The organism is Aquimarina celericrescens, assembly GCF_042682765.1.
Lineage (GTDB): Bacteria > Bacteroidota > Bacteroidia > Flavobacteriales > Flavobacteriaceae > Aquimarina > Aquimarina celericrescens.
The window spans coordinates 170,151-182,055 of record NZ_JBHUHY010000016.1 but is presented as its reverse complement, the minus strand read 5'-3'; the positions used below and the strand labels follow the sequence as shown (position 1 = coordinate 182,055).

The window sequence follows — 11,905 nt, the reverse complement described above, 5'->3', positions numbered from 1 at the left end:
TATGAGCTTAGGTAAACCCTATGGTAGTATTCTCATTGTCTTCGTTATTTGTTACTCAATATCTTGTCATAGAACAACGAAAAATGAATTGCCAGTTTATAATCCTTCAGATTTTAATCCAAAATTAGTAGATATAAGCTTACAAAAAACAAGTAAAAACCATACTGTATTAGATTTTGAATTGATAAATCAAAACGGAAAAATTGTAACTCAAAAAGATTATCATAATAAAATTTATATAGTCGATTTCTTTTTCACTCGTTGTCCAAGTATTTGCCCTATAATGACTACTAATATGGGTGAACTTCAGAAAATATTCTTAGATAATGATAACATTATGTTTTTATCATTGTCAGTCACACCTGATATTGATAGTATTGCTGTGTTAAGAAAGTATGCCACCGACAAGGGAGTAATAGATACTAAATGGAATATTACAACTGGAAATAAAAAGCATATTTATGAATTAGCGAGAAAAAGTTATTTTGCAGTTGTAGAAAAAGGTGATGGCGGGCTACAAGACTTTATTCATACTCCCAACTTTATATTAGTGGATAAGAAAAAACAGATACGAGGAATTTATGATGGCACGGATAAGGATGAAATTTTTCGAATTATAAATGATATTAGGACTTTAACAACTGATATTGAGAAAAAATAAGTGTCTACTACTGGGGTACAACAAGGCTAAAAATGCATTAAAACATATTTCAAATTAGACGTTAACTTTAGTAACTCAAAATATGAAATAACTTATTTATATGTATTTAATTAGTCTATTTTGTATAAGTTGCTATAAGCAAAAAAAGAAATCTATTGAGATACAAACTCAAAAAGAAAATGAAATAGAATGCACCGAAAATGGTTGTAGCGGTACATACACTGGTGCCGAATTTATAAATGGTAATGATATTGCTCATCAATTTTCAAATAAAATGAGTCAAGCTGTAGGAAATAAATTAAAAGAGCTTTATCACGACAATAAATATAAAAAAGTAGATTTTTCCTCGATTAAAATGACAACGAAAGCGATGGGAAGTGGAAAAGTAATTTATTACCTTTTTATACCGTTCTCTTCTGTTGAGTCAAAATGTGATGGGTATACATCCTTTGATCACGTTGGAGGTTGGAATCATACACCAGCACTAAACAGACGAAAAAAAGAACTTGAATCAGTAACTATGGAAGGGCATAATTTAGATATTAGTGAAATTAAAAAAACACCAGAAGGGTTACAGGAATATTGGATTCAATTGAAAAATAAAAAAACTCAATCAGATTGTGAATAAAAAAACTACAGTTAATCAAAGTAACCGTTACACAAGCCTCTAAAAAGGGTAAGATTAGGTAGGAAATCGATGATCTAACACCCTTCGTTTATTTGCAATATTGTAGTATCCTAAATATATAACTATGTTCTAAACTGCTTGTTTGAAGCCTTAGAAAAGGTTTTAATGATAAAATACACGAAACCTGGCACTCCTGCCTGACCTTGCGATGTGTTTCTGGTAAATTTCAAACATATGCTAAGCCGGTAAGCAATAGCAGACAGATTGATCTGGACTTATTTGCCTTGTTCCGATTCCTATATTTGGCGTTGTGTTCATAGTAATCTCATGGCGCACATAAAAATTAACTACCATACTTGTCACACATCAGAACTTTCATTGTTTCATGATAAATACCTCTTAAAGGAGATATAAAATGAAACTATATGAACAAATTTATTAAAGGAATTACATATTCCTACTATAGGAACATTGGCTGGCAAGACCGAACTATTCGAACCACTGTGGGAATTCTTGCTGTTGTTGGAGCGATTTACTTTTTCAAAACTAATGCATCGGTGTCTATTGTATTAGTTGTTTTTGCAATCGCCCAATTTGGAACAGTCCTATCTGCACGTTGCATTATGTGCTACTTCGCAGGAAAGTGCACAATAGACAGCAAAGAAAAAAAGGCACTTCAAGCCAAAGCCATTCCTTATGAAAACCCAAAAAACTAAAAACATGAAAAAAACTATCGAAACATCTCACAAATTGAATGCAAACCCTGAAAAGGTTTGGACGATAATAAGTAAAGCCTCAGGTGTAAATGAATGGCTACCGATAATTACTTCTTGTAGTTTTGAAGGAAACAAAAGGATTTGTACTACTGAACAAGGCGATTTGAAAGAAACTATTTTAATAATTGACAATGCCAATAAAATATTTCAATACGCGATAGACGAACAGCCCTTGCTACCAATTCACAACGTTGTAGGAACGATGAAAGTACTTACAAAAAATGGTGGTACAGAACTAATTTAGAATATTGATTTTGATATTGAAGACGAAAGTCAATTCCCAATGGTAGCACAAGCTATTAAGGATTTGTATCAAGCAGGTGCCAATGGACTTGAAACCATATCAAAATGAAAAAAGTAATCTTTCTAATTATAGCATCAATTGCACTTTTGAATAGTAATAATCTCAAAGCTCAGCATAAAATGGAACAAAATGATTTTGTCAAAACGTTTGTTTTAGATCACAAAACCTACCAAATGGATATTCAGTCGGCAGGTATCGCAACAATTCCAAATGCAACCCTATCTGATAAAGGTGCTTTACACATTGAGTACGCATATAATTCTGAAGGTGAAAAAAGAAATGGAGAAATGACACTTATGCTTAACCTTAAAAGTGAAAGGTATGAAGGTGGTTGGAAAACAGTGGCAGATAGTGGAAATATTTACCAAGGCGATCTTTATTTTAAGTTTGAAAAAGATGGTCAGGCAAATGGCTTTTATCAATTTGGTGGAATTAACTATAAAATAACGATATTTAAGTTATGAGAACTGTAAATCCATTCGGCCAGAACAATTATTCAGACCAAAAAGATTTGGAACTGATTCATTTGGCCGTAAATGGCAATCGAAATAGTTTGAGTAAACTGATTGAAAATCACCAACAATATATTTTCAATATTGCCTTAAAAATGGTGAATAATATTGCTGATGCAGAGGATATTACGCAGGAAATACTAATAAAATTGGTGACTAACCTTTCTCAATACGATAGCACAAAAGGAAGATTTAGGACGTGGCTTTATAGAATTACGTTCAACCATTTTCTTAACATCAAAAAACAGAAATACGAAACCTTGGTAACCAGTTTCGATGTATTTTTCGATTATATAAGAGAAACACCAGAAATCCAACTGACACAGGCAGAAGAAAAAGAAATGCAACAAGAGATCGAAGAAAGTAAAGTTTCATGTATGGCAGGAATGTTAATGTGTCTTGATAGAGAGCAAAGGCTCATTTATATTGTAGGTGAACTTTTTGAAATAGACCATAATTTAGGTAGTGAAATCTTCAATATAAGTCCGGCAAACTTTAGAAAAAAGTTATCCAGAGCAAGAAATGATCTTTATCAATGGATGCACAATAAATGTGGACTGGTAAACACAAATAATCCCTGTCGATGCCCTAAAAAAACCAAAGGATTTATTGCAAATGGTTGGGTAAATCCTGAGGACTTAAAATGGCAGAGTAATTATCAGAAAAGGATCATAGATTTTTCAGAAAGAAATTTGGAAGAAACATTAATGACTATTGATGATATCTATGCCAAACTATACAAAGAACATCCATTTAAAATTTCACAGAAAACGGAAAATATTGTGGAAAAAATAATCAATAACAACAATCTCAAGAACACATTTAATTTAGAAGAGTAAGTAGGAATTTTTGTAATAGATTAAAATTATGGTAAAGCAGATGAAAACATCATTTGTACTAAATGCAACAAGAAAACAGGATTGACACCTTCAAAATATAGAATAGAGTCAGAATAATGACTGGGGCTAACTTACGATGACCTTTACACAAGTCCTTAAAAAGCGACTCAGGATTCTATATCTTCGATGTAAGCGATGATTTGTATGTGTCATATTATAATATTTTAAGAATATAAAGTCGTTCTAAACCGCTTATTTAAGGGCTTAGAAAGGATTTCAATGATAAAATACATAAAAGTAACACCCCTGCTTGACTTTGTATAGTGTTTCTGGTAAATTTCAAGTACTTTTTTAGATTGGATTCAATAGCAGATAGGTGCATACACTTGTATGCCTGATCTTTAATGGGCAATCAACACAAACAAGCTTGCTAGTCCCGAGGTAGTTTACTTGGACTACGGAAATTCTCAATCTAGGTTTCGATTTTTTGAGTAGTATAATAGGAGCAATGGTTAACAGATACAAATGTTTTTAAGTATTTTTATGTAATGGGAATAATAGCAATTGCTATTATACAATTGTTGTGTGTCATTAAACAGAGATATGAAATTTTGGAAAAATAATAAGGAATCAAAATCTGAAATAGAACTGAAAGAACTAAACCCGCAAGAGTTAAGTGAAATTGAAGTTTCGTACCTAAAAGGTAATTCCAGAATTACGGATTACTATGACATTCTGACTATTAAATACTCAGGCAAATACGGAATTGGTTCAGCAGGAAATAGTGATGCTCAATACATGTATGCGAAAGGTGAATATGGTTTGAACTGTTATGAACCCATGGGAGCCATTCTTGACTTGTCGAACCTTGAATATGAATGGGGAGACATGATGGATTTAGTATTCAATGTTGGTTCAAATCAATATGTTGATGCCGAATTTCCCATTGCATTGATCATCGGAGAGAAATGTGCTGAAGCGATTGGAACCTTAATTCATGGGATTAATAGTAAAGAATCCGCAACTACCGAAGAATGGATTTTTGACGATTTTGAAATGGCGTGGAAATTTGTGGAAGAGAAAATAGAAAAACGAACACACAACAACGTATAAGAGGCATTAAAACAATCGCTTATACGAACCGTTGTAAACAATTAAAACCAAAGTGTTAAACATGAAATTCAATCTATTTATTGGTTTAATTCTAATCAGTTTATCAATCTTTGCCCAAAAGAACATTACCATAGGGCATACTTCAACAATATACTCACAAATTCTAGATGAAGATCGATTATTGGAGATTTATCTACCTAAGAGTTACGAGACGTCTAATAAGAATTACCCCGTACTATATTTACTAGATAGTTTTTTAAATTTTCGGCATGCAGTAGCCTCAGCTGAATTTCTTAATTTTGACCAGCGTATTCCAGAAATAATTATTGTGGGGATAAGAAATACACATCGTATTCGTGACCTTACTCCCGAATCTTCTAATCTCGACCCAAAAGAACGGGAAAGATTGGGTAATGTGGGTGGTGCCGACAACTTTATTGCCTTTCTTGAAAAGGAATTAATACCCCATATAGAAAAAAATTATAGAGCAGCTCCATACAAAATAATTTCTGGACATTCATTAGGTGGGCTTTTTAATGTTTATACTTTCTTAAAACATCCTGAATTGTTTAACGCTTATATAACCATAAGCCCAAGTTTATGGTATCCAATTGATAATATTTATCAAGGACTTGACACGATATTTCCTGACCCTACTAAAATGAAACAAACCTTTTACATGACTCTTGCTAGCGAAATTGGAGGCAACATGCGAGGTAATATTATTAAATTAAGTGGTGACTTTGAAAACTACATTAATACTCATAAGGACACAAGTCTTCGGTTTAAATATAACCATATGCCTGAAGAATCACATCTTTCTGTGGGTTTGCCTTCTGTGTTTTTTGGTTTACGTTACATATTTGAGCCTATAAAATTTAAAAGGTTTAAAACTAAAGCAGCAATTATGGCACAAGGTGGTCCAAAAAAAGCCATTGACAATATCATCACCTATTTCAATAAAGCTTCCAAAACGTATGGGTTTGAAATTTCCAATGAAAGTGCATTAATAGATTTGGGTTATGATTTATTAAAAATAGAGGACCTAAAATCTTACGCCGTTGATGTTTTTAAAGTTAACCTAAAAGCACATCCCGATTCTTATGATGCTTATTCTTTATTAGGTATGGCTTACGAAAGTCTTGACGAATTACAAAAAGCAAAGGACAATTACGAAATATCTTTAAATATGGTTAAGAAAACTGGGAACTTTGAATGGGAGACTTACAAAGCCGACTTAGATAACATAGAAAAGAAAATAAAAGCAAAGACCGACAAAAAGCATTGAAAAACTGTTTACAACACAATATAACAATATATGGTTGCTCTTCGGGACAACAACGTTTGTTATATTTACCGTTGTGTGTTATACAATAAAAATAATAAATGAGAAAAGTTTTGAAAACAGGACGTATTATATTTTTTGGACTTACAATTTGTCTTATTGCTCTTTTCATAATATTTTATATTTATAGTCCTGGAAAGCCACAATCTTTTTTAGATGAAAATGGAAATCCAATAGAAAACAGCATCTCAATCATTGAAAAAATAAGCATTGGAGATGTAAGCCAACATCTAATTATACGAGGAGTAGACACCAGAAATCCTGTACTTTTGTTTATTCATGGAGGTCCTGGATTCCCTGAATTTACAATTTTTAAAGAGAGCAATACCAATCTTGAAAAAGAATTTGTTGTTGTTTACTGGGAACAACGAGGAGCTGGTAAATCGATGTCAAATAACATTCCTGACTCCAGTATGAATCTTGAACAGTTTATCCAAGATACTTCGGACGTTAGTGAATATATCAAAAAACGCTTCAATCGTCAAAAAATACATTTAATGGGGCACTCATGGGGTTCTTTAGTCGGTATACTAACGGCCCATAGGTATCCACAGCATTTTAATTCATATGTAGGAATTGGACAAATAGTAAAACAATACGAAGGGGAGCAAATATCTCTTGATTGGATAAAGAATGAAGCCCGAAAAAGAAAGGATAATAGGGCTTTAAAGAAAATTGTGAAAATTGATATTCCCGATTCTCTGGCAGATGGCAAAATTTGGCTAGATTATCTAATGAGACAAAGAGCTTATGTCCAAAAGTATGGTGGAGGTATGGACCGGGAAAAAACTAATATTTGGACCTACACGGTAAAATTAATCACTAAAACAAAAGAATACACGCTAAAAGAGAAGTTAAATTTTATAAAAGGGAATCCTTATTCTGTTAAAAGATTGTGGCCAGATGTTGTACAAACAAATCTCTTCAACGAAATAGATAGTATTGCAATTCCTATTTATTTTATGCACGGAGTACATGATTATCAAGTTCCCTACTCCCTTGCAAAAAAATTTTATACCAAAGTAAATGCACCAAAGAAAACCTTTATTTCATTTAACAATTCTGCACACGCCCCTTTCTTAGATGAAACTGAAAAGTTCAACGCAACAATTATAGAAAAAATCTTAAGATAATAAGTATAAAAACCACGAACGCACAACATTATATCTTTAAAAATCATCATATCCGAATATACGGTTAAAAAATGCCTTCAGGAGGAGGTGCAATTACTAGAAATTAACGTTATAATATTGTAAAACAATTCAAATACTGGGAATGCTTCTTGTTAAAAGCATGACATTCATAATCACAAAAGAGAACACACCTTTTTCTTAGCTCTTAACAGACCTGATCATTCTTGATGATTTTGAAAACTCAATGATCAATAATAAATGAGTTTAAGGGAAGTGGAGAATAAGTTTTGGCTCTTGCTTCTTGTGCGGGTCAGGCTTTTGTTTTAAGGAATAATCATAATCAACGAAATATACTTTTTTTGTATTTGTCCTATTAATGGTGTTCTGTGGTAAGTCATAAATATTATCTATTTATCTATAATTTTATTTAAGCTTTTGCCTTCATATCTACAAAAAATAACCTCTACTTTTAATGCTGATACCTAAAACCATATTATTAATTTAAACACAAATCAATGAAAAAGTCACTCTTAACAGTTGTATCTTTCCTAATACTTCTTGTAGTAGGATGTCAACAAAACGAATCAAGCGGGGATGTTTCCGAAAAGGGGAAATGTCCTTTCGGTTTTACCTCTGAGGGACCATCGGGAGGTCTTAATGTGAGCAATGATGCTAAAACCAATAGAGATTGGTGGCCTAATCAGTTAGACTTAAGTGTACTTAGACAACATTCAGCTAAGTCGGATCCCATGGGTGAAGATTTTAATTATGCAAAAGAGTTTAGTAGTCTGGATTATGAAGCTTTAAAAAAAGATTTAACCGAGTTAATGACCGATTCTAAAGATTGGTGGCCAGCTGATTATGGTCATTACGGTGGACTTTTTATTCGTATGGCATGGCATAGTGCGGGTACTTATAGAACAGGAGATGGGCGAGGGGGCTCACGTGAAGGGCAACAACGTTTTGCACCACTTAATAGCTGGCCGGATAATGCTAATCTTGATAAGGCAAGAAGACTGCTTTGGCCCATTAAACAAAAATACGGAAGTAAAATCTCATGGGCAGATTTAATGATACTCACTGGTAATGTTGCGTTCGAATCGATGGGTTTCAAGACTCTTGGTTTTGCAGGAGGTAGAGAGGATGTCTGGGAACCCGCAAGCAGTGTATATTGGGGTAAAGAATCTAAAATGCTTGATGATGAACGATATTCAGGAGATCGTGAGTTGGAAAAACCCCTGGCAGCCGTACAAATGGGACTTATATATGTGAATCCTGAAGGACCAAACGGAAATCCGGACCCTGTTGCCGCGGCAATCGATATAAGAGAAACGTTTGGACGCATGGGTATGAACGATGAAGAAACAGTAGCGCTTATAGCAGGCGGGCATACGCTGGGTAAAACTCATGGTGCAGCCCCTGGTTCACACCTGGGCGCTTCACCAGAAGCTGCTGACATAGAAGAGCAAGGATTTGGTTGGAAAAGTGATTATGGTACAGGAAAAGGAAAAGATGCAATCACCTCTGGATTAGAAGTTATCTGGACGGCCACTCCCACACGATGGAATAATACCTTTTTTTCCAATTTGTTTAATAATGAGTGGGAGTTAACAAAAAGTCCCGGTGGAGCGCATCAATGGGTAGCAAAAGATTCAGAAGAGATATTTCCAGATGCTTTTGATTCAGAAAAGAGACATAAACCCACCATGTTAACTACCGATCTTTCGCTAAGATTTGATCCAGTTTATGAAAAAATTTCAAGAAACTTCTTAGAAAATCCAGACGCTTTTAATAAGGCATTTGCACGCGCATGGTTTAAATTAACGCATAGGGATATGGGACCGAAGACTGCATATTTAGGACCAGAAATCCCCAAGGACGAGTTTATCTGGCAGGACCCAATTCCCGCACTTGATCACAACTTAGTCAATGCAAAGGATATTACTGATCTGAAATCGAGCATTTTAAGTTCAGATCTAACGATAAGCGAATTGGTGTCTACCGCATGGGCTTCTGCATCTACTTTCCGTAACTCGGATAGACGTGGTGGTGCCAATGGGGCACGTATTCGATTAGAGCCTCAAAGAAACTGGGAGGTCAATAATCCCGAACAACTGAATAAAGTACTGACAACTTTAGAAAGAATACAAGATGATTTCAATGCAAAAGGCAAAAAAATATCTATGGCCGATTTGATTGTTTTGGGAGGATCGGCTGCTATAGAGGAAGCAGCTAAAAAAGCTGGTTTTTCTATTGAAGTACCTTTTACTCCAGGACGAATGGATGCGCTGCAGGAACAAACAGATGTGAATTCTATGACTTTATTAGAACCTATGGCCGACGGATTTAGAAATTATTTAAAAACGAAGTATACCTTAACTACAGAAGAATTACTTGTAGATAAAGCACAATTGTTAACATTAACTGTTCCCGAAATGACAGTTCTTGTTGGTGGTATGCGTGTGCTAAATACAAATTTTGATAATTCAAGACATGGTGTTTTTACAAAAAAACCAGGGGCGTTAACCAATGATTTCTTTGTGAATCTTTTGGATATGAGCACAGAGTGGAAAGCGGTTTCTGAAGCAAAAGAAACGTATGAAGGAAGAGACCGAACAACCAATGAATTAAAATGGACGGCAACTCGTGCCGATCTTATATTTGGTTCGAACTCTGAATTAAGAGCATTGGCTGAAGTCTATGCAAGTAATGACGCTAAAGAGAAGTTTATAAAAGATTTTGTTGCAGCCTGGAACAAAGTCATGCAACTTGATCGTTTTGACCTTAAAGTAAGCCAGCAGTTGGCGCAATTGTAAAGGAAAAAATTGGGTAATGAAACGTTTTAAAGAGCTTATCACTTTTAATAACGTTACTTTGGTAAGGTATGACGAAGCAGTCTTTTCATATCAGGAAGATTGCTTCATCATCCTTCCATATCGCCAAGCAAGTTTGCACTGACGATCTCTATCTACAAAGGAATATTCCCATGTTTACGTTTAGGTTGATCTACCACTTTATTTTCAAGCATACTAAAAGCCTTTAAAAGCTTACGTCTTGTATTTTCGGGTAAGATGACTTCATCTATAAATCCACGTTGCGCGGCACGATAGGGATTGGCAAATTTGTTGGCATACTCTGCTTCTTTTTCGGCTAGTTTGGCTGCGGGATCATCTGCAGCTTGTATTTCTTTCCTAAAGATAATCTCACTCGCTCCCTTGGCGCCCATTACTGCAATTTCAGCAGTGGGCCAGGCATAATTAAGATCGGCCCCAATATGTTTTGAATTCATTACATCATAAGCACCCCCATAGGCTTTACGAGTGATCACGGTAACTTTGGGCACAGTAGCTTCGCTAAGCGCATATAATAATTTGGCACCGTGAACGATAATACCATTCCACTCCTGATCAGTTCCGGGTAAGAAACCGGGAACATCTACTAACACTAACAACGGGATATTAAAGCAATCGCAAAAACGAGTAAATCGGGCGGCTTTTTTAGAACTATTTACATCCAACACTCCTGCCAGAAACATAGGTTGATTGGCAACGATTCCAATACTTCTTCCACCAAGACGTGCAAAACCTACGATAATATTCTCTGCATAATCCTTATGGATCTCATAGAACGAATCCTCATCAATAATGCCACCAATCACCTCATGCATATCATAAGGTTTATTTGGATTGTCAGGAATAATATTAGAGAGTTGTTCCCGTACTTCTTCATCTATCGAATAGGGCAACTTGTTTGGATATTCGGCATTGCTTTGCGGTAGATAACTTAAAAGTTTCTTTACATCTTCAAGACATTCAATATCATTACTAGAAGTCACATGGGCTACTCCGGATTTAGTAGAGTGCGTGCTTGCTCCACCCAATTCTTCAGAGGTTACTTCTTCATTGGTTACGGTTTTAACTACGTTGGGTCCGGTAACAAACATATAACTGGTTTCTTCAACCATCAATGTAAAATCGGTCATAGCTGGAGAGTATACCGCACCACCGGCACAGGGCCCCATAATCGCAGATATCTGGGGAATAACTCCAGAGGCCTGCACATTTCTATGAAAAATATCGGCATAGCCACCCAAAGAACGAACACCTTCTTGTATTCTTGCGCCACCAGAATCATTAAGACCAATAACAGGAGCTCCAATTTTAACGGCCATGTCCATGATCTTGCAAATCTTTTCAGCATGAGTTTCAGATAGCGCACCTCCAAACACTGTAAAATCCTGGGCATAAATATAGACTAACCTGCCTTCGATGGTTCCGTAACCTGTAACAACTCCATCTCCATAATAGATTTCTTTATCCATTTCAAAATCTGTGGTTCGATGGGTAACAAGAATTCCTATCTCTTCAAAAGAACCTTCATCCAATAAATAAGCTACACGCTCACGGGCTGTTAGTTTTTTCTTTTCATGTTGTTTTGCAATTCGATGTTCACCACCACCTAACTTTGCCTGATCTATTTTTTCTTGTAATGTTTTTATTTGTGAATCCATTTAATTGTTAGTTTATTGTTCCTCAATCACCTACTATCCAAATATCTATTATCCACTGCCCACCTTTTAAAGTCTACAGCCTAC

11 protein-coding genes are annotated in these 11,905 nt (G+C 35.1%); 10 read left to right on the top strand and 1 reads right to left on the bottom strand.

What is annotated here, in order from left to right; genetic code table 11:
• Position 1: 1 nt before the first annotated feature.
• The 10 genes from ACFSJT_RS15835 to katG all read left to right on the top strand — a co-directional run bounded on the left by ACFSJT_RS15835 (position 2) and on the right by katG (position 10,127).
• A complete protein-coding gene (locus ACFSJT_RS15835) occupies positions 2 to 661 on the top strand; it encodes an SCO family protein (protein WP_378321300.1) in 660 nt (219 codons plus the stop codon).
• A 100-nt stretch (positions 662 to 761) separates the two neighbouring features.
• Positions 762 to 1,289: a hypothetical protein gene (locus tag ACFSJT_RS15830; protein WP_378321299.1), complete on the top strand. Its 528-nt coding sequence runs from the start codon at positions 762 to 764 to the stop codon at positions 1,287 to 1,289.
• A gap of 425 nt (positions 1,290 to 1,714) precedes the next feature.
• Positions 1,715 to 2,005 (top strand): YgaP family membrane protein, encoded by a 291-nt coding sequence (locus tag ACFSJT_RS15825; RefSeq protein ID WP_378321298.1) that lies wholly within the window; start codon positions 1,715 to 1,717, stop codon positions 2,003 to 2,005.
• 4 nt (positions 2,006 to 2,009) lie between these two features.
• The gene (locus tag ACFSJT_RS15820) at positions 2,010 to 2,309 is read left to right on the top strand and encodes an SRPBCC family protein (RefSeq protein ID WP_378321297.1); all 300 of its coding nucleotides are present in this window, start codon (positions 2,010 to 2,012) and stop codon (positions 2,307 to 2,309) included.
• A gap of 104 nt (positions 2,310 to 2,413) precedes the next feature.
• Positions 2,414 to 2,833: a hypothetical protein gene (locus ACFSJT_RS15815; protein ID WP_378321296.1), complete on the top strand. Its 420-nt coding sequence runs from the start codon at positions 2,414 to 2,416 to the stop codon at positions 2,831 to 2,833.
• Positions 2,830 to 3,720 carry an RNA polymerase sigma factor gene (locus ACFSJT_RS15810; protein ID WP_378321295.1) on the top strand — a complete coding sequence of 297 codons (891 nt, stop codon included), beginning with the start codon at positions 2,830 to 2,832 and terminating at the stop codon, positions 3,718 to 3,720. The genes ACFSJT_RS15815 and ACFSJT_RS15810 overlap by 4 nt, the downstream gene beginning before the upstream one ends.
• A gap of 585 nt (positions 3,721 to 4,305) precedes the next feature.
• On the top strand, positions 4,306 to 4,833 hold the full coding sequence (locus ACFSJT_RS15805) for a hypothetical protein (RefSeq protein ID WP_378321294.1): 528 nt from the start codon (positions 4,306 to 4,308) through the stop codon (positions 4,831 to 4,833).
• Between the two features lie 61 nt (positions 4,834 to 4,894).
• Positions 4,895 to 6,121: an alpha/beta hydrolase-fold protein gene (locus ACFSJT_RS15800; protein WP_378321293.1), complete on the top strand. Its 1,227-nt coding sequence runs from the start codon at positions 4,895 to 4,897 to the stop codon at positions 6,119 to 6,121.
• A 98-nt stretch (positions 6,122 to 6,219) separates the two neighbouring features.
• Complete coding sequence (locus ACFSJT_RS15795) at positions 6,220 to 7,311, top strand: alpha/beta fold hydrolase (protein WP_378321292.1); 1,092 nt, start codon at positions 6,220 to 6,222, stop codon at positions 7,309 to 7,311.
• A 515-nt stretch (positions 7,312 to 7,826) separates the two neighbouring features.
• Complete coding sequence (gene katG / locus ACFSJT_RS15790; RefSeq protein ID WP_378321291.1) at positions 7,827 to 10,127, top strand: catalase/peroxidase HPI; 2,301 nt, start codon at positions 7,827 to 7,829, stop codon at positions 10,125 to 10,127.
• Positions 10,128 to 10,279: 152 nt separating this feature from the next.
• Here the strand turns inward: katG and ACFSJT_RS15785 are convergent, their stop codons facing one another.
• Positions 10,280 to 11,821, bottom strand: a complete 1,542-nt coding sequence (locus tag ACFSJT_RS15785; RefSeq protein WP_378321290.1) for an acyl-CoA carboxylase subunit beta — start codon at positions 11,819 to 11,821, stop codon at positions 10,280 to 10,282.
• Between the last annotated feature and the right edge of the window lie 84 nt (positions 11,822 to 11,905).

Bases quoted from the DNA above. Each gene is read 5' to 3' on its own strand.
- ACFSJT_RS15835 (WP_378321300.1), top strand. From the start codon at position 2: ATGAGCTTAGGTAAACCCTATGGTAGTATTCTCATTGTCTTCGTTATT.
- ACFSJT_RS15830 (WP_378321299.1), top strand. From the start codon at position 762: ATGTATTTAATTAGTCTATTTTGTATAAGTTGCTATAAGCAAAAAAAG.
- ACFSJT_RS15825 (WP_378321298.1), top strand. From the start codon at position 1,715: ATGAACAAATTTATTAAAGGAATTACATATTCCTACTATAGGAACATT.
- ACFSJT_RS15820 (WP_378321297.1), top strand. From the start codon at position 2,010: ATGAAAAAAACTATCGAAACATCTCACAAATTGAATGCAAACCCTGAA.
- ACFSJT_RS15815 (WP_378321296.1), top strand. From the start codon at position 2,414: ATGAAAAAAGTAATCTTTCTAATTATAGCATCAATTGCACTTTTGAAT.
- ACFSJT_RS15810 (WP_378321295.1), top strand. From the start codon at position 2,830: ATGAGAACTGTAAATCCATTCGGCCAGAACAATTATTCAGACCAAAAA.
- ACFSJT_RS15800 (WP_378321293.1), top strand. From the start codon at position 4,895: ATGAAATTCAATCTATTTATTGGTTTAATTCTAATCAGTTTATCAATC.
- ACFSJT_RS15795 (WP_378321292.1), top strand. From the start codon at position 6,220: ATGAGAAAAGTTTTGAAAACAGGACGTATTATATTTTTTGGACTTACA.
- katG (WP_378321291.1), top strand. From the start codon at position 7,827: ATGAAAAAGTCACTCTTAACAGTTGTATCTTTCCTAATACTTCTTGTA.
- ACFSJT_RS15785 (WP_378321290.1), bottom strand. From the start codon at position 11,821: ATGGATTCACAAATAAAAACATTACAAGAAAAAATAGATCAGGCAAAG.